General features: G+C 68.7%; 12 protein-coding genes. 3 read left to right on the plus strand and 9 right to left on the minus strand.

All coding sequences use genetic code 11. The features are described 5' to 3' along the window. Positions 1 to 7: 7 nt before the first annotated feature. On the plus strand, positions 8 to 1,348 hold the full coding sequence (locus ACIA58_RS21850; RefSeq protein WP_396405569.1) for an NAD(P)/FAD-dependent oxidoreductase: 1,341 nt from the start codon (positions 8 to 10) through the stop codon (positions 1,346 to 1,348). Here the strand turns inward: ACIA58_RS21850 and ACIA58_RS21855 are convergent. The 3 genes from ACIA58_RS21855 to ACIA58_RS21865 all read right to left on the minus strand — a co-directional run bounded on the left by ACIA58_RS21855 (position 1,326) and on the right by ACIA58_RS21865 (position 6,282). Next, a complete protein-coding gene (locus ACIA58_RS21855; protein WP_396405570.1) occupies positions 1,326 to 2,666 on the minus strand; it encodes a peroxidase family protein in 1,341 nt (446 codons plus the stop codon). The genes ACIA58_RS21850 and ACIA58_RS21855 overlap by 23 nt on opposite strands. Positions 2,667 to 2,735: 69 nt before the next feature. After that, a complete protein-coding gene (locus ACIA58_RS21860) occupies positions 2,736 to 4,727 on the minus strand; it encodes a heparinase II/III family protein (protein ID WP_396405571.1) in 1,992 nt (663 codons plus the stop codon). Between the two features lie 175 nt (positions 4,728 to 4,902). After that, on the minus strand, positions 4,903 to 6,282 hold the full coding sequence (locus ACIA58_RS21865) for an MFS transporter (protein ID WP_396405573.1): 1,380 nt from the start codon (positions 6,280 to 6,282) through the stop codon (positions 4,903 to 4,905). Between the two features lie 132 nt (positions 6,283 to 6,414). Between ACIA58_RS21865 and ACIA58_RS21870 the strand changes: the two genes are divergently transcribed. Next, the gene (locus ACIA58_RS21870) at positions 6,415 to 10,029 is read left to right on the plus strand and encodes a GH116 family glycosyl hydrolase (RefSeq protein WP_396405574.1); all 3,615 of its coding nucleotides are present in this window, start codon (positions 6,415 to 6,417) and stop codon (positions 10,027 to 10,029) included. Here the strand turns inward: ACIA58_RS21870 and ACIA58_RS21875 are convergent. From ACIA58_RS21875 to ACIA58_RS21900, 6 genes are read right to left on the minus strand one after another with little or no spacing between them, the layout of a single operon-like run. Then, positions 9,989 to 11,053: an ABC transporter ATP-binding protein gene (locus ACIA58_RS21875; protein WP_396405575.1), complete on the minus strand. Its 1,065-nt coding sequence runs from the start codon at positions 11,051 to 11,053 to the stop codon at positions 9,989 to 9,991. The genes ACIA58_RS21870 and ACIA58_RS21875 overlap by 41 nt on opposite strands. Next, positions 11,050 to 12,027 carry an ABC transporter ATP-binding protein gene (locus tag ACIA58_RS21880; RefSeq protein ID WP_396405576.1) on the minus strand — a complete coding sequence of 326 codons (978 nt, stop codon included), beginning with the start codon at positions 12,025 to 12,027 and terminating at the stop codon, positions 11,050 to 11,052. Before ACIA58_RS21880 ends, ACIA58_RS21875 begins: the two co-directional genes overlap by 4 nt. Continuing rightward, the gene (locus tag ACIA58_RS21885) at positions 12,008 to 12,940 is read right to left on the minus strand and encodes an ABC transporter permease (RefSeq protein WP_396405577.1); all 933 of its coding nucleotides are present in this window, start codon (positions 12,938 to 12,940) and stop codon (positions 12,008 to 12,010) included. The genes ACIA58_RS21880 and ACIA58_RS21885 overlap by 20 nt, the downstream gene beginning before the upstream one ends. A gap of 5 nt (positions 12,941 to 12,945) precedes the next feature. After that, positions 12,946 to 13,944 carry an ABC transporter permease gene (locus tag ACIA58_RS21890; RefSeq protein WP_396405578.1) on the minus strand — a complete coding sequence of 333 codons (999 nt, stop codon included), beginning with the start codon at positions 13,942 to 13,944 and terminating at the stop codon, positions 12,946 to 12,948. 42 nt (positions 13,945 to 13,986) lie between these two features. Then, the gene (locus tag ACIA58_RS21895; RefSeq protein WP_396405579.1) at positions 13,987 to 15,702 is read right to left on the minus strand and encodes an ABC transporter substrate-binding protein; all 1,716 of its coding nucleotides are present in this window, start codon (positions 15,700 to 15,702) and stop codon (positions 13,987 to 13,989) included. Positions 15,703 to 15,733: 31 nt separating this feature from the next. After that, positions 15,734 to 16,669: an ROK family protein gene (locus ACIA58_RS21900; RefSeq protein WP_396405580.1), complete on the minus strand. Its 936-nt coding sequence runs from the start codon at positions 16,667 to 16,669 to the stop codon at positions 15,734 to 15,736. A 119-nt stretch (positions 16,670 to 16,788) separates the two neighbouring features. Here ACIA58_RS21900 and ACIA58_RS21905 point away from each other — a divergent pair, with 119 nt between their 5' ends. Continuing rightward, positions 16,789 to 17,985 (plus strand): ROK family protein, encoded by a 1,197-nt coding sequence (locus ACIA58_RS21905; protein WP_396405581.1) that lies wholly within the window; start codon positions 16,789 to 16,791, stop codon positions 17,983 to 17,985. Positions 17,986 to 18,025 lie beyond the last annotated feature (40 nt).

The following is an 18,025-nucleotide window of genomic DNA, read 5'->3' on the forward strand; positions in this document are numbered from 1 at the left end:
AGAGACAGTGCGCACGATCCTGGTGGTGGGCGGCGGGTACGCCGGGTTCTACACGGCGTGGAGGCTGGAGAAGAAGCTGCGGCGGGGCGAGGCCGAGGTGATCCTGGTCGACCCGCGGCCGTACATGACGTACCAACCGTTCCTGCCCGAGGTGGTGGCCGGGTCGGTCGAGGCCCGGCATGCGGCGGTGTCGCTGCGGCGCAACCTGCGGCGGACGAAGATCGTGTCCGGCATGGTCGTCAACATCGCGCATGCCGACCGGACGGTGACGATCCGGCCCGCGGACGGGCCCGACTACCAGCTGTCGTACGACGTGATCGCGGTGACTGCCGGCGCGGTGACGCGGACCTTCGACGTGCCGGGGGTTGCCGATCGGGCCATCGGGATGAAGCACGTCGAAGAGGCGGTGGCGATCCGGGACCGGCTGTTCACCGCGTTCGACGAGGCGGCCGGGCTGGAGCCGGGGCGGCTGCGGCGGAAGCTGCTGACGGTCACCTTCGTCGGCGGTGGGTTCTCCGGGGTCGAAGGGTTCGCGGAGCTGCTGTCGCTGGCGCGGGCGTTGCTGAAGAAGTACCCCGAGCTGTCCGAGAGCGACCTCGCGTTCCACCTGGTCGAGGCGAGTGGGCGGATCCTGCCCGAGGTGAGTGACAAGCCGGGTGAGTGGGTCGTGCACATGCTCGAGAAGCGTGGCGCGGTGGTGCATCTCAACACGACGATGAAGGCGGCCGAGGACGGGCATGTGGTGCTGTCGGACGGCTCGGAGTTCGACTCTGAGCTGATCGTCTGGACGGCCGGCAACGCCGCGACCCGCCTGCTGCGCAACCACACCGACCTCCCGCACAACCAGCGCGGGATGGTCCAGGTCCGGGCGGACCTGCGGATCGGGACCGACGACGAGGTGGTCGACGACGCGTGGGCGGCCGGGGACGACGCGGCGGTTCCCGACCTGACGTCCTCGACTCCCGGCGCCTACACGGTGCCGAACGCGCAGAACGCCGTACGGCAGGGGAAGCTGCTCGCGAAGAACCTCCTGCGGTCGCTGCGCGGGCGCGAGCCGAAGAAGTACGAGCACCACAGCCTCGGCGTGATCGCGACGCTCGGTCTCGGGTCGGGCATCTTCCAGTACAAGCGGCTCGTCATCAAGGGCGTGCTCGCCTGGCTGATGCACCGCGGGTACCACGTCCTTGCGGTCCCGACGTGGGACCGCAAGATGCGGGTGCTGTCGATCTGGCTGGTGGCGTTCTTCTACGGCCGCGACATCGTGTCGCTGGCCTCGGTCCAGAGTCCGCGCGAGGCGTTCGAGACCGAGGCCAAGTCGCCGACACTCAGTGCGAGCCGCCCGGGATGAGCAGGTCGGTCAGCCCGAAGGTGTCACCGGCCGCAGGCAGGTTCGGCTGCCAGTCCGGTTCGAGACTGAGGTAGCCGGCCGGGTCGGCCCGCAGCAGCCCGATCAGTACCTCGGCCACGATCCGCCCGCCGACCGGACCGAGCCGGTCGCCGTCGCCGAGGTACTCGGACTCCTTGAGGATGTAGAACCACAGCGGCGTGCCGCCGGGCCAGGTCCCCTCGGTGAGCGGCGGTACATCGAGCAGCTTGGCGACCTCCTCGCCACTCGGCAGACCAGTCGTGTCGCCGCGCAACAGATCGCGAACGGCCAACGACCGGTACGCCCTCTCGTCGACCGAGCCGGTGATCCGCTCCGGCAATCCGATCAGACTCGCGGCCAGCCGACCGTCGAGCCGCTTCGCGCGTTGCGCCGGCGGACGGCCCGGTACGTCGAAGATCTGCGCCAGCTCGAGCCGATGGTCCGCGGGCAGTGGACCGAAGCCGACCAGATCGGGGAAGAGCGGCAGCTCCGGGCCGCCCTCGACCAGGTGGTAGGCGTGCCGGATCTGGCCATGCCCGTAGCGGTACGCCGCGTCGGCGTACTCCAGCGGTATGAACGCCTGCATCGGCTCCGGGTTGAACCACTTCCCGCCGTCCGCCAGCACTTCGTCGACGAGCGGCTGACTGACCAGCCGCGGCAGGAAGTCGTGGACGATGATCCACTGGTAGTGCCAGGTCAGCGTGATGCGCGCCTTCTCGAAGACGTCCTCCTCGGGGACGCCGCGCGCCCGCAGGTGGTCCACGATCCGGTTGTGGGCGTGCAGCAAGGCCACGTGCAGGCTCAGCGTGAAGATGTGGACGTCGTTGCGCGGGTCACCTATCAGCGCGATGCCTTGCGGGTTCCGCGGTACGTCATACCCGTCGGGGCTGAGCAGGAACTTGGCCGCGTCGTCGAGGTTGAACAGGTACGGCGAGCCGATCGGGCCGTCGGCGTACAGCATCTCGAGGTTGAGCCGCGGGGATCGCGCATTCCGCAAGGCGCCGGTCTCGACTCCGCCCATGAGCGGCGAGCGGTCCGCAGTCGTGTCGTGCGCGAGCAACTGCGCGAAGAACGGCCAGCCGGCCGCCTGCACCGCGTCGTCCCCGCCGGAGCCGAGGTCCAGCGCGGCCGCGGCATCACAGACCCCGCCGTCGCCGCCGGCCCGCATCAGAACGTGCGGATCGGTGCCGAGCGGCACGAGCATCGGAAACATCCGCCCGTACTGCGCTCCACCAGTGGGCCGATCCACACTGCGCACCAAACTCAGACAGTGGTCCCGCGCCGCCGGATGCCTACTCATTCCCAACCTCCCGAAGATTCGAATCCACAGAGGAAGACAGCCCAAGCAGGCCGGATGTGACCGGGAATCTCAGTTGATGCGGGTGAGGCGGCCGTCGGGGAGGATTCGGATGGTGGTTCTGCGGGCGCCGACGGTCAGGTCGACGAAGAACATGGTGCCGACGGTGCGGGTCTTGTAGTTGACGGTTTCGGTGGAGTTGACGGGGACGATCGCGGACAGGATGGTGGCGGACGTCCCGTTGCGGTTGAACTTGACGACCGGGGCCGCCTCGCGGTGGAAGATGTCGGGGTAGTACCAGCCCTGTACCGGGTCCTGCTGACCCTCGACGACCGTGATGCCGTCCTTGGGCGGCTGTTGCTGGTAGGGGATCTGCAGCAGGTACGTCTTGGACTTGTCGCCGGGCTTGGCGGCGACGGCGGTCGTGGGGGACTGGACCGTGACCTTCTGGTCCGGTGCGAGGTGCCAGAGCGTTTCGTACCGCTCGGTGCTGACCGACTGCCCGCGGTCGAGCGTGATGATCAGGTCGGGATCTTTCAGCACCAGTACGTCGCGCTTGCGGGTCACTCCCGGCGCCGGCGAGTCGGCCAGCGAGTACGACTCCGACGTCGGCGTGATCGACGCCTGGATCAGGTTCGTCTCCACCGAGGCCATGTCGGCCGAGGGGATCGTCATCACGTTGTGCGCGGCGGCGCTCTTGGACCAGGCCTGCCACTTGTCGAGCTGGTAACCCGAGTGCCCCGGGTCGATCAGGACGTCCCGGCCGTGCGACGAGTACGTGATCGACATGTGGTCGTCATGACCGTGCAGCCGGCGCCCGACGCCGTACCGGATGCTGTACGTCGACTCCTGCGCGAACGGTCGCGTCTCGCCCCACCCGGTGCGGCCGAAGATGTACCCCGCGTCGTACACCGCGACGCGCTTGGACGGTTTCGTCCCGCGCTTGCCCAGCGAGGCGACGTAGTCGAGCGCTGTCCCGGCCGCACCGGTCGGCTTCTGCCGGACGGCGTCACCGACCTGCTGCAGCTCGCCGGTCGACTTGGTCGCGAGCGCCAGCCACTCCGACAAAGCGGCCCGCCGCTGCGCGATCACGGGTCCGGGATTCGAACCGCACCGCTGCAAGGCCGTGGTCGCCCGGCCCCACAACAGGTAGTTGAACATCGCGTACCCGACCGACTGCTCGTTCGTCGAGCCTTGCGTGTCGATCGCGGTGGTGATGGCCTCGGTCAGCCGGTTGACCGCGAGCGTCTTCAACTCCGGCCGCTTCAGCGTGCACCCGACCCCGAACAGCGCGATGCTCTCGTCGGTCCCGTGGTTCGACATGCCGCTGAAGTTCACGATCATGAACTGCGCATGGTCGATCAGCGCCTTGTCGAGCCAGGCGTACTGCGCGGGCAGCGTGTGGACGTGCATCCCGGTGAGGACTGCCTGGCGCGCGCACAGCAGCACGTTCGTGCGGTGCATCGTCGCCTCCCACGCGCCGACGTCGCCCTTCCACGAGTACGGGTTGTCCTGCACCCAGTCGTGGATGATCGCCATCGTGTGGGCCAGCACTTTGCGGTCGCCGCGTCGCCCGGCCTCGATGCCCTGTCCCAGCCAGCGCAGCGAATGCAGCCACATGTACCAGCTCGGCTTCTTGTACGGGTCGGAGCGCCAGTTGATGTCCCCGCTCCCGTTGCCGACCTTGTACGGCGGATCGTCGCCCCAGGAGAACGTGTCGTTCATGAGCATCGACACCGGGACCGCCGAGTCGATCCCGCTGTACCCGGAGCACTCGTACGTCCCGGTGTTGGCGACCGGCGTGGCCGGCGGGGGAGTGGCCGGGGTGTCGACGCCGGGCAGCGGCTCGTCGGTCGAATCCGGCAGGCTGGGCCTCGGGCCGGGCGTGGTCGGCTTCGGCTTGCTCGGCGTCGGCGAGCCGCTCGCGGCAACCGGCGTACTGCGGTCGCGGGCGCCCGGCATCAGCACGAAGACGGCTCCGGCGAAGGCGACGCTGCACACCAGCACGCAGGCAAGCGTCAGCGCGACGGTCGTACCCAACCGCCTCTCGCGCTGCGAAGCCACTCGCGCCCCCTCCTCGCCCGGCCCTCACCTGGCTAGACGCTCCGACCCGCCCGATTCGTTGCATCCGGCCCCGGTTCCATCGATTGCAGCCCGGACGTGCGATTTCTTCAAGCTCCGTCACCGCATCGTGAGGAAGGCTACCGCCAGGGGGTCGGGCACACGTAGCCGTCCCGGATCAGTCACAGGCACCCGAGGCTACGGGGACCGGGCTACGCCGGCCGACGGCGCCGAGCGCGGTCACGCACAGGCCGGCGATGCTGGCGGACGCGGCCACGAGGGTGCACGTGATGAAGCCGGTGGTCAGGTTGTGGGCTGTGCCGAGCAGGGGGCCGAAGGTGGCGACGCCGATGGCTCCGCCGATCTGGCGGGAGGTGTTGAAGGCGGCCGAGGCGGCGCCGTGGAGGCCGGGCTCCACGGCCGCGATCGACTGGGCGGTCATGGTCGGGACGAGAAGACCGGCGCTGAAGCCGACCGGGATCAGCGCGATCACCATCGGCCAGATGGCGGACGACGTGCTGGCCCAGGCGAGGCCGAGAAGGGCCACTGTGAGCACCGCTTGGCCGCCGGCCAGCACTGCGGGGCGGCCGAGGCGACGGGTGAGTGGGGCGGAGCAGAGGTTCGCGACGGCGATCAGACCGGTGAGGGGCAGGAACAGGAGCCCGGTGACCAGAGGGCTGAGGCCGCGACCTTGCTGCAGCAGCAAGCTGATCGTGAACAGCACGCCGTAGAAGGCGAAGTTGAGCAGTGTGCCCTGCGCCGCGGCCGCCGCGAACCCGCGATCGGCGTACAACCTCGGCGGCAGCAGCGGCGCCCGGACCGAGCGCTCGACCCAGATGAACGCGACCAGCCCGGCGACCGTCAGCGCGGCCGCACTGAGCACCGCGGGATCGAGCCGGCCGCGCGTCGGGCCCTCGATCAACGCGAACACCAACCCGCCGATGAACGCCGTCGCGGTGCCCATCCCGGCCAGATCCAGGCGTCGGGTTCGCCGCACCACCGCCGGCATCGAGCGCAGTGCCCAGATCGCGGCGGGGATACCGATGACCACGTTGACGGCGAAGACGGCTCGCCAGTTCGCGAGGGCGACCAGGCCGCCGCCGAGGAGCGGCCCGGCCGCCATACCCGAGCCGCCGGCCGCGGCCCACCAGCTGACCAGGCGGTGCCGCGTGTGTTCGTCGGTCGCGGACGCGGTGGCGAGGACGAGTGCGCTGGGCAACAGAAGTGCCGCGCCCGCGCCCTGGACGAGCCGCGCCAGGTTGAGCATCAGCATGGAGCCGGCCGCGGCGCAGACCGCCGACGACGCGGTGAAGACCACCAGTCCGGTCATGAACGCCCGCTTCGCGCCGAGCGTGTCCGCGATCGCCCCGGCGCCCAGCATCAACGCGGCGAACGAGAGCGTGTAGGCATTGAGCGACCACTCCAGCTCGGACCGGGACGCGTGCAGGTGGGTCGCGAGCTGGGCGAGGGTCACGTTCACGATCGTGCTGTCGACCGCGACCATGAACGAGGCGACGAGGGCAAGCGCGACGATGGCTCGACGGTGTTCGACTGGCATGGAACACACCCTACGCCGTTGTTTGATATGCGTCGAACAACATTCCATCGGCCGGGACCCGTTGACCTGCGGCCGGGCGCTGACTACGGTGTCGGAAATCGATTTCTCCCACCGCCCGCCAAGGAGAACCGAATGAACGTGCCCCCCGGTTGTGCGAGCCGTTCCTGCGCCGGCGACTGCCCCCGAGCGCAGTTGAGTCGCCGTACCTTCATCGCTCTCGGAGCCGGAACGGTCGGCGCACTCGCCGTTCCCGGCCAGGCTCTCGCAGCTCCGCACGAGCTGGCGGTGCCGCCACGGGTCGCCACCGATGTGCTGTTCGATCGCGGCGCGCCCACCTCGTACACCGGCGCCGCACTGCCGAGGATCGGGATGCCGGTCGGCGGCGGTACGACGGGTCAGGTCTACCTCGCCGGCGACGGGCGACTGTGGGCCTGGGACATCTTCAACCCGTCCTCGTTCCCGCTCGGAGGCGCGGACTTCTCCGGGCACAACTACGCGGACCCGCTCTCGGCCGACCAGCCCGGCGCATCGCAGTTCGGGCAGGGCTTCGCGCTCCGCACGACCACCCGCGGCCGGACCACGACCCGATCGGTCGACGCGGCCGGCTTCAAGGACGTCCGGTTCACCGGCTCGTACCCGATCGGCCGAGTCTCGTACGACGACGCCGGCAGCCCGCTCGACGTCGAACTGGAGGCGTTCTCGCCGTTCGTCCCGCTGGCCACGCTGGACTCGACGCTGCCGGCGACGATCATGTCCTTCAAGCTGCGCAACACCTCGAGGTCCACCGTCCGCGCAACCCTGCTCGGGTACGCCGAGAACCCGGTCTGCATCGACAGCCGCTACCGCCAGCCCACCACGCTGCAGGCGCGCGGCTTCAAGGGCGGCGTCCAGTTCGGGGCGATCGACGATCTGGACGCCGAGCAGGGCGACATCCTGTTCGAGGACTGGGAGAAGGACACCTACGACGGGTGGACGGTCGAGGGCGATGCGTTCGGCGCTGGTCCGGTCCGGCAACTCGACGTACCGAACCTGATGAAGCGGTTCGGGGATCTCAACGTCTCCGGGACGCGCTTCGTGACGTCGTACACCGCGGGTGGCGACGCGGCCGTCGGGAAGCTGACCAGCCGGGAGTTCACCATCGAGCGCCGGTACGTCGCCGTCGGCGTCAGCGGCGGTCGGCACCCGGGGCAGACCTGCGTCAATGTCGTTGTCGACGGCAACGTTGTGGCGTCGGCGACCGGTGACGAGAGCGAGCCGCTGGTCGGGCAGATGCTGGACGTGGGCGCGCACCAGGGCCGGACCGCGCAGATCGAGATCGTCGACGCGCAGAGCGGCGCGTGGGGGCACATCAGTTGCGACGCGATCGTCTTCACGGACCGGCCGGACATCCTGTTCGAGAACTGGGACAGGACGACGTACGAGGGCTGGACAGTGACCGGCGACGCGTTCGGCGCCGGGCCGGTGACGGCGGCCGAGACGCCGGACGGGTTCCGGCGGCCGTTCGGGTTGCGGACCGAGCTGAACGTGAGCGGGCGCTTCGTCACGTCGTACAACTTCCGTGCGTCCGGCGATCCCGACGCGTACACCGGATCGCTGACCAGTCGCGACTTCGTCATCGAGCGCCGGTTCGTCACCGCGTGGGTCGGCGGCGGGCACCACAAGGGCGAGACCTGCCTGAACGTCGTGGTCGGCGGCGAGGTGGTGGCCAGTACGGCCGGGACCGACATCGAGCCGCTGACCGCGGTGTCGATGGACGTCGGGAAGTACGCCGGCCGGAGCGCGCACATTCAGATTGTTGACAACAACCAGGGTGGCTGGGGCCACGTGAACGTGGACCGAATCATCTTCAGCGACCGCCCGATCCGCCGGCAGCCCGTCGCGGAACGCCCGGACGGCGGCACGTTCGCGCTGGCAGCGCTGACTCCCGGTGCGGTCACCCGGCCGTCGATCGCAGAATGGTCGACAATCGACAAGCTCTTCGACGCGACGGACGGGCCGGTCGACACCGATGGTCCGCAGGCGGGGACGGTAGCGGTCGACGTCACCTTGGCGCCGGGGGAGTCGCGGACGGTCTGCTTCGCCTACGGCTGGTTCTTCCCGAACCCGGAGCGCGAGCTGTTCGCCGAGCTCGTCGGCGCCTCGACGTTCCGCCGCCACTACGCGACCCGCTTCAGCTCGGCCCGCGACGTCGTCGGGTACCTCGCCAAGAACGTCGACCGGCTGGAGCGCGACACCAAGACCTGGGTGAAGACGTGGTACGACGACTCGTCGCTCCCGCACTGGTTCCTCGAGCGCACCCTCGCCACGGCCTCGACGATCGCGACGAGCACGTGCTACCGCTGGGACGACGGCCGCTTCTACGCCTGGGAGGGGACATACTGTTGCGCCGGCACCTGCGAGCACGTCTGGAACTACGCGCAGGCGATCGGCCGGCTCTTCCCCGAGCTGGAGCGGGACACCCGCGAGCGCGTGGATCTCGGGATCGCGTTCCGGCCGACCGGCGAGATCGGCAACCGCGGTGAGGCCGGCGATGCGTCGACCTCGTTCGCGGACGGCCAGACCGGGACGATCCTGCGGATCTACCGCGAGCACCAGATGACCAAGGACACGTCGTTCCTCCGCCGCGTCTGGCCGCGGGTGCGGACCGCGGTCGAGTTCCTGATCACCCACCGGGACGGAGCTGACGAGGACGGGATCTTCCGCGGCAGTCAGTGGAACACGCTCGACACCGAATGGTTCGGCGAGGTGCCGTGGATCAGTGGCCTGTACGTCGCGTCGCTGCGGGCAGCCGCCGCGATGGCCGGTGATGTCGGTGACACGTCCGCCGCCTCCAGGTACACGACGATCGCGGACCGCGGAGCGGCGTACCTGTCGTCGCAGCTGTGGAACGACGACTACGGGTACTACGTGCAGAAGGTCGACCCGGCGCATCCGGCCGCGGAGAACAGCAACCGCGGGCTGTTCATCGACCAGATGTACGGGCAGACGTACGCCGCCCAGCTCGGACTGCCTCGGGTGTTCCCGAAGGAGCAGGCGCGGACTGCGCTGACCAAGCTGTACGAATCCAACTTCCGCAAGGACCCCGGCACGTACCGCCCGCCGGGCATCGGCGGAGGCCGCGTGTACACGACCGACGGTGAGAGCGGCGTGATCATGGCGACCTGGCCGCACGGCGGCTCGGACGAGACCCGCGGGCTGATGTACTTCAACGAGGTGTGGACCGGCCAGGAGTACCAGTTCGCAGCACACCTCTTCGCCGAAGGCCTCACCGAGGAAGCGCTGACGGTCACGCGGGCGATGTACGACCGCTACTCGGCCGAGAAACGCAACCCCTACAACGAGATCGAGGCCAGCGACCACTACGCCCGCGCCATGATGGGCTTCGGCGTCTACCTGGCCGCCTGCGGCTACGAGTACCACGGCCCGAAGCAGCACCTCGGCTTCGCGCCACGCATCAACCCCGACGACTTCCGCAGCGCGTTCACCTCAGCCGAGGGCTGGGGCCTCTACCGCCAACGCCGTACCCCGAACTCCCTGACCGCAGCGGTCGAGCTCCGCTACGGCCACCTCGACCTGACCACACTCTCCTTCGAAACCACCAAGCCGGCCCGCCACGTCGAAGCCCGCCTCGGCCACACCGACGTACCGGCCCGAGTAGTTGCCACCGGCAACCGGGCGGTGGTCACCCTGACCCGCTCGACGACCGTCAGCCCAGATCATCCCCTGGAGATCCAGCTGCGGTGCTGACGAAACCCGCGTCGGGCTCGGCCACGTGGCAGGCTGCTTCGTGGTTCTCACCGAGACGCCGAAGAACAGGGGTCTCGACGTGGCACCTGTCGATCGCCAGCGGACAGCGCCACCGGAAGCGGCAGCCCGGTGTGGGGTCGATGACCTTCGGCGGCTCGCCGGTGTCACCTTCGATGCCTTCGCTCAGTGGCGCACGCGGATCCGGCACGGCCCCCAGCAGCAGGTCCGTGTACGGGTGCTTCGGGTTCGCCAGCACCGATTCGGCCGGACCCGACTCCACGATGTGCCCGGCGTACATGATCATCAACCGGTCGGCGACGTACCGCGCGCTGGCGATGTCGTGGGTGATGTAGAGGAACGAGACGCCTTCGGTCCTGCGGAGCTCGGCCATCAGGTTCAGCAGGCCGATCCGGATCGACACGTCCAGCATCGACACCGGCTCGTCGGCCAGGATCAGCTTCGGCTTGTGCGCGAGCGCCTGCGCGAACCCGATTCGTTGCCGCTGGCCACCACTCAGCTCGTACGGGTACCGGTGCATGATGTCGCCGGCCGGCGTCAGCCCGACCGCCTCGATCACCCGGGCGGCCTCGTCCTCGCGTTGCGACCGGCTGAACTCGGGCCGGTGCAGCTTCAGGCTGCGAAGAATGCCGTGTGACACCCGGAACGCCGGATTCAGCGAGCTGAACGGGTCCTGGAACACCATCGGCACGTCGCCCCGGTAGGACAACTGGTCCTTGCGGGACCTGAACGTCGACATCGCCCGGCCCTGGTAGAAGATCTCGCCGGCGGTCGGCTTGTACACGCCCGCGAGCAACCGCGCGATCGTGCTCTTCCCGCTGCCGCTCTCACCGGCGAGCGCGACGATCTCCTGGTGCCCGATCGAGAAGTTCACGTCGTCGACGGCGTGCAGCATCTGCCGCGAGAACCCCCGCCCGACCTTGAAGTGCCGGGTCAGCCCGCGCGCCTCGATCACCGGCGCCGCGGCCGAGTCGGTCACGCCGGGCTCGACATCCAGGCTCGTCATGAGACCTCCCGGGCGGACTCGATCGACGGTGCGTGCAGTAGGCAACGCGATTGGACGGCGCCGACCTGGTAGAGATCAGGCTCGATCTTCGGGCAGTCCTCGAACGCCTTCGGGCAGCGCGGCTGGAACCGGCAGCCGGGCGGCGGGTCGGCGAGGTTGGGCGGGCTGCCGGGGATGCCGGTCAGCGGCACCTTCGGCCCGCGGATCGACGGGAACGCGTCGAGCAGACCCTCGCTGTACGGGTGCTCGGGGTGGTCGAACACCGCCCGCGTCGCGCCGAACTCGACCACCTGCCCGGCGTACATCACCACGAGCTTGTCGGAGAAGTGGCTGACCAGCGACATGTCGTGGGTGACGAAGATGACCGCGAACCCGAGCTTGCGCTGCAGCTCCTTGATCTGCACCATCAGCGACCGCTGCGCGACCACGTCGAGCGCGGACGTCGGCTCGTCCATGATGATCAGGTCCGGCGTGAACAGCAGCGCCATCGCGATCATCGCCCGCTGCCGCATCCCGCCGCTCAGCTGGTGCGGGTAGCTCTTCAGGTGGATCGGGTCGATGCCGACGAGCCGCAGTACCTCGGCCGGACGGTTGTCGTCGACCACCTCGTCGTGGGCCATGATCGTGTCGTGGAACTGGGCGCCGATGCTCTTCACCGGGTTCAGCGCGTTCATCGCGCTCTGCATCACCACGGAGAAGTCGCGCCAGCGCAGCGACGCCAGCTTCTTCTCGCTCATCGTGACCAGATTCTGCCCGAAGAACTTCACACTGCCGCCGGTGATCGCGGCCGGCGAGCTCAGCAGGTGCGCGATCGCGAACAGCAGCGTCGACTTCCCGCACCCCGACTCGCCGACGACACCGACGAACTCACCGGCCTGTACGTCCAGATCCACGTGGTCGACCGCGACGACCGGATGTGCACCGGTGTCGTACTCGACGGTGAGATCACGGACCTCAAGAAGCTGATCGGGCACGTCGCCTCCGAACCGGCCGCAGCGCGGGGTTGCTGATCTCGTCGAACGCATAGTTGAGCAGGGCAAAGGAAACACCGAGCAGCGCCACCGCCAGACCCGGGGACAGCGCCCACGCCGGCAGCCCGTTCACCAGGGCGCCCTGGTTCTGGGCCCAGTAGAGCATCGTGCCCCAGCTCAGCGAGTTGGGATCGCCGAGGCCGAGGAACTGCAGGCCGGCGGCGGTGAGCACGGAGTACAGCGCGGCGCCGAGGAAGTTCGCGACGATGAGCGAGATCATCGTCGGCAGCACCTCGACCACGATGATGTACGACGACCGCTCGCCCCGGACCCGCGCCGACTCGAGGAAGTCCCGGTTGCGCAGCGACAACGCCTGCACCCGCATCTGTCTCGCGCCGTACGACCACCCGGTCAGGATCAGCACGATGATGATCACCGTCAGGTTGCCCTTACCGGCGTACGTCGCCAGCACGATGATCAGCGGGAACGTCGGCAGCACCAGGAAGATGTCGGTGAGCATCGACAGGCCGTCGTCGGCGAACCCGCCGAGGTACGCGGCCGAGACCCCGATCAGTACGGACAGGATCGTCGCGCCGGCGCCGGCGACGACCGCGATCACCAGCGATTCCCGGGTGCTGTAGATCAGCTGTGCGTACACGTCCTGGCCGAGACCCGTCGTACCGAGCCAGTGCTGGGCGGACGGGTGCTGCAGCGGCAGGTCGCCGATCGCCTGCGGATCGTGGTGCGCACTCGGGACGAACAGTTGCGGGAACGCGGCCAGCAGGATGAACAGCACCAGCAGGCCCGCGCCGAGCATGGCCTTGCGGTTGCGCATGATCGCGCGCAACAGGCCGCCTCGCGGGCGGCGGGTGGCAGTCGTGGTGGGCGCAGCGGCGCCGGTGACGATCGCACTCATCGACGTTACCCCTTCGTCCGGGCTCGTGGGTCGAGCAGGAAAACCGCGAAGTCGCAGAGCAGCACGCAGATCAGCACTGCCAGCGTGACCAGCAGGAAGAGTGCCTGCAGCAACGGGTAGTCGGTGCTCACGGTCGCGTTGTAGAACATGTAGCCCAGGCCGGGGTAGTTGAACACGTACTCCACCAGGATCGTGCCGGAGATGACGAAGCCGAGCGACATCGCGAAGCCGGACAGGTTCGGCAGGAACGCGTTCCGGCCGGCGTACCCGAACATGATCCGGCGGCTCGGGATGCCCTTGGCCCGCGCCATCCGGACGTAGTCCTCGGCCAGCGTGGTGATCATGTTGTTGCGCATGGTCAGGATCCACCCGCCGACCGCGGTGATCAGGATCGTCGCGGCCGGGAGGATGCCGTGCTTGAGGACGCTGAAGATGAACTCGCCGTTGAATCCCGGCGTCAGTCCTTGGTCGTAGTTGAAGTCGTTGGGCAGGATCGCGTGGTCGCCGATCGCGAACAGCGAGATGAACAGCAGCGCCACCCAGAAGTACGGCAGTGCCGACGTGACGATGAAGACCGGCGGCACGATCCCGTCGATCAGCCCGCCGCGCCGCCAGCCGGACAGTGTGCCGATCAGCGTGCCGAGGGCGAACGCGAGGACGGTCGTGATGCCGACCAGCCCGAGCGTCCACGGCAGCGCGCTGCTGATCAGTGTGGTCACCGGGACGCCGAGGCTGCTGCCGATCGACACGCCCCAGTGCCCGGTGACCATCGCCTTCAGATATTCCACGTACTGCAGCGCGATGTTCTTGTCCGGCTCGAAGCCGAACTCGGCCAGGACGGTCCGCAACTGGTCCGCCGTGACCACCGCGCCACCCTTGCTGAGCCGCTCCCGCAGCGCCTCCTCGGGACTGCCGGGCATCATCCGCGGGATGAAGAAGTTCAGCGTCATCGCGGCCCAGAGCGTGAGCACGAAGAACCCGAGACGTCGTAGCAGGTATCTCACCGCAAATAGCTCCTCGTGCTCACTCTGGACGGTACTTCCGGACTACTTCTGGGCCGACTTCGAGTACAGGTTCGCGAGCACCTGCCCGGCGTCCGGGATGTTGTACGGCGCCGGCTGGGCGTACGGGTTGTCCTGCGTCGGCCAGCCCTCGATGTCCTTGGTGTTGTACTGGTACCAGTCGACCGACTCGGTGGTCGGGATGACCGGCACGTCCTTGATCATGTACCCGGAAATCTGCTTGACCAGCTTGACCTGGGTGTCCGGGTCGGCGCTCGCGTACTGGTCGAGCAGCTTGTCCACCTCGGGGTTGCTGTACCGCGAGTAGTTGCTGTTCGCCTGCTTGCCGATCGGCGCCGTGTTCTTCGAGTACAGCAGCTGCCGCAGCTCGTAGTACGGCGTGGGTCCGCCGGTCTGGCTGGAATAGGCCAGATCGTAGTCACCGGTGTAGAGCTTCTGGTTGTACGACTGCTGCTGCAGGTCCTGGATGCTCAGCTCGACGCCGACCTTGGCCAGTTGCTGCTTGACGACCGCGAGCGAGGCGTCCCAGTCGGTGTAGCCGGTGACGGTGATGACGCTGAGCTTGAGCGGGTTCGACTCGGAGTACCCGGCGCTCTGCAGGAGCTGCTTCGCCTTGTCGGTGTTCGGCTTGTCGTACCCGCCCGCGGCCAGGGCGTCCTTGTCGAAGTACTTGTCGAAGGTCGGTGTGACGACGCCGGTCTGGTTCGCGGCCGGCTGGTAGCCGCTCTCACCGATCTTGGAGATCTGCTCCCGGTCGAGCGCGTACGCGAGCGCCTGCCGGACCGCCAGCTTGCTGGTCGCCGGACGGGACGGGTCGTTGTTCGGCACGAGGGCGACGTTCGCGGTCGGCGGGAACCAGTAGTTGTTCTCCGGCGACTTCGACTTGTAGAAGTTGTCGATGTTCGGGATGTACTGACCGCCCCACTGCGCCTTGCCGCTGGCGAGGTCGAGGTTGGCCGGGTTGTTGTCCAGGTAGGCCGGGTACTGCACCTTCTGGATGTACGGCTTGCCCGGCTGCCAGTACGACTGGTTGGCGGTGTAGGAGATGTTGTTCGGGCTGCACGACTCGACCGTGTACGGCCCGGTGCCGACCGGCTTCGGGTCCGCCCAGGTGGCCGGCTTGGAGGCCGCCTCACCGGTCGACCAGATGTGCTTCGGCACGATGTTGACCTGATTGGCGAAGTTGAAGAAGTACGGCTCGGCCGCACCCTTGAACTTCAGCGTGACCTTGTTGCCCGCCGCGGTGACACTGGTCAGCCCGGCGCCGGTCCACAGCGCGTAGATGTCCAGGGCCGGCTGCTGCTTCATCAGGTTGAACGTGTAGACCACGTCGTCGGCGCTGAACGCCTGCCCGTCGCTCCACTTCACGCCGTCGCGGATGGTGAAGACGATCGAGTCCTTCTTCGGCGACCAGGCGAAGTCGGTGGCCAGCATCGGCGTGGTGGCGCCGGCCTTCAGCACGTTGACGAACGTCAGCGGCTCGTAGACGAAGCCGCCCGCGACTCCGTTGACCGACGGGTTGAACGGGTTGAACTGACACGGCCAGGTCTGTCCGCCGACGTTGGCGATGGTGACCGTGCCGCCCTTCTTGTACTGGCCGGTGCTGCCGCCGCTACTCGTCGAGGACGACGGGTTGGACGACGACGCCCCGCTCCCGATCGGCTTGTCGCCGCCGCCGCATCCGGCGGTCAGTGCGCCGACCGCTACCGCGGCGACCGCGATGCGTGTGATGCCCCTCATCGTCTCTGCCTTTCGCTACTGGAAATCCTGCTCATGCGAATGCTTCTGCACCGAGGACAACTCCCGCTGCCTCGACGCCAAGGGCGAGCGCCCCGATCAGCGGTGCGTCCGAAGGAAACCGGGCCACCGACAACTCCGGCGGGAACGGGACGGCTGCGTCGAGGGCGCGACGCAGGCCGGCTTCGATCTGGTCCCAGGAACGAACCAGCCCACCGCCGACGACGATCCGGACCGGATCGACGGCGATGGCCAGGTTGGCGAGGTGCATCGCCAGCTCCCGGACGAACCCGTCGGTGAGGACGGCGGCATCCGGCTGGGTCCGCGCCATCGTGAAGACGTCGGCGGCCGTGACCCGGCGCCCGAGCCGGGCGGACCCGGTGGTCTCGAGCGCCTGACCGCTGACGACGTGTTCCAGGATCGTGCGCTCGTCCGCGCCGACGTACACGTCGCCGGCCGAGCGCAGGTTGTAGCCGATCTCGCCGGACGCGCCGTGCGCGCCGGTGATCACGGTGCCGCCGGCAACGATCGCGATCGCGAGACCGGTGCCGAGATTGACGTACAGCCCGGGGTCGCAGCCGGCGAGCGCGCCCCAGCGCAGCTCGGCCGCCGCGGCCGCCTTCACATCGGTGGCCAGCCGCACGGGTACGCCGGGGAAGCCGTCGCGCACCAGGCGCCCGAACGGGAGGTCGTCCCAGCCCGGGAAGGTGGGAGCCAGCTCGACGCGGTCGTCGTACGGGATGCCGAGGGTGGCCGCGCCGACGCCGGCCAGCTCCTGGCCGGGGGCGACCTCGGCGAGCAGCGCGTGGGCGGCGGTCAGGCCGCGCGCCATGGCCTCGGCGGCGCCGCCCGACTCGGGCCGGCTGTCGATGGTCCGCGCACCCAGGCGACGGCCGGACAGGTCGCTGACCGCCAGGGCGATCTTCGTCCCGCCGAAGTCGAGTCCGAGGACGACCGGCGTTGGAACCACGGGGGTGGCACCTCCTCGGTCCAACCAATAGAATCGATAGGAAACTAACTTAACAACCAACGGACCACAAGGCTTAACTACGAGTTGGTGGCCGAGTTGTTAGCAGCGAGGGGGTCGACGTGACGGTTGTTGCGCCAGGCGCGTCCGCGGCACGCCCGCAGTTGATCCGTGAGATCAACGAAAAGGTGCTGCTCGATCACATCCGGCGATCCGGACCGATCTCGCGGACCGAGCTCGCCGGCCTGACCGGACTGTCGAAGCCGACCGTGTCGGCGGCGCTGAGCTCACTGGAGCGGACCGGTCTGGTGCATGTGACGGGTCAGCGCACAGGCGTACCTGGACCGGCGGCCAGGCTGTACGAGGTGCGCCCCGAGGCGGGGTACGTGCTCGGGCTCGATGTCGGGCGGGAGTACCTGCGTGGTGCGATCGCGGATCTCGCGGGCAACGTCCGGGCCCGGTTGAGTGTGCGGACCAAGGCGGGTGACGCGATGGCCCGGATCCAGGAGCTGGCGGACCTGACCGCGACCCTCGCCACGGAGACGGGTATCGACGTCACGCAGCTGACCCAGACCGTCCTCGGGAGTCCCGGCGTCTACGATCCGCGACTCGATGCGCTGACCCTGACCGGGCGCCTGTCCGGGTGGGATTCGCCCGCCACGCTGGCGGCATTACGAGACCGGTTCGGATCGACGTTGATGATCGAGAACGACGTCGATGCGGCTGCGATCGCCGAGCGGGTGCACGGACACGGCCGGAACGTCGCCAGCTTCGCTTTCGTGTCGGTCGGCACGGGTATCGGTATGGGGCTGGTCCTGGACGGGAAGCTCCGGCACGGATCGCACGGCGTGGCGGGCGAGATCGGGTACCTGCCGTTCACCGAGGGAAGCGGCAGCGATCCGCGGGATGCCCGTAAACGTGGCGGTTTCGACGCGTCGGCGTCGGCGGCCGCGGTGGTTCGTGCGGCGCGGCGGGCCGGCGTACGCGGGGCGTCGACCGCGGAGAAGGTGTTCGCGGCCGCCGCCCGCGGTGACGCGGTCGCGGTCGCGGTCGTCGCCGAGGAGGCACTGCTCGTGGCCAAGGCGGTGTGCACGGTGATCACCGTCGTGGATCCCGACCTGGTCGTTCTGGGCGGCGGTATCGGACAAGCCCCCGGCTTCCTCGAAGCGGTGTCGCAGCAACTTCACCGGCTCGCCCCGGTGATGCCGGACGTGAAGGCGAGCGTGCTCGGTCGCGAGTCCGTGGTGGCCGGTTGCCTGGCAGCGGGTCTGGACCGCTCCTGGCAGACCCTCGTCGGCCGGGTCGGCGCCCAGGGCTGACATCTCCAACTCTGGGTTGATCTCCGGGTTGAGATCTCGC

It is taken from the genome of Kribbella sp. NPDC051586 (assembly GCF_044453965.1).
Classification (GTDB): Bacteria; Actinomycetota; Actinomycetes; order Propionibacteriales; family Kribbellaceae; genus Kribbella.

Excerpts from the sequence above, each read along its gene's own strand:
- ACIA58_RS21855 (WP_396405570.1), bottom strand. The coding sequence starts at position 2,666 with ATGAGTAGGCATCCGGCGGCGCGGGACCACTGTCTGAGTTTGGTGCGC.
- ACIA58_RS21870 (WP_396405574.1), top strand. The coding sequence starts at position 6,415 with ATGAACGTGCCCCCCGGTTGTGCGAGCCGTTCCTGCGCCGGCGACTGC.
- ACIA58_RS21875 (WP_396405575.1), bottom strand. The coding sequence starts at position 11,053 with ATGACGAGCCTGGATGTCGAGCCCGGCGTGACCGACTCGGCCGCGGCG.
- ACIA58_RS21895 (WP_396405579.1), bottom strand. The coding sequence starts at position 15,702 with ATGAGGGGCATCACACGCATCGCGGTCGCCGCGGTAGCGGTCGGCGCA.
- ACIA58_RS21885 (WP_396405577.1), bottom strand. The coding sequence starts at position 12,940 with ATGAGTGCGATCGTCACCGGCGCCGCTGCGCCCACCACGACTGCCACC.
- ACIA58_RS21865 (WP_396405573.1), bottom strand. The coding sequence starts at position 6,282 with ATGCCAGTCGAACACCGTCGAGCCATCGTCGCGCTTGCCCTCGTCGCC.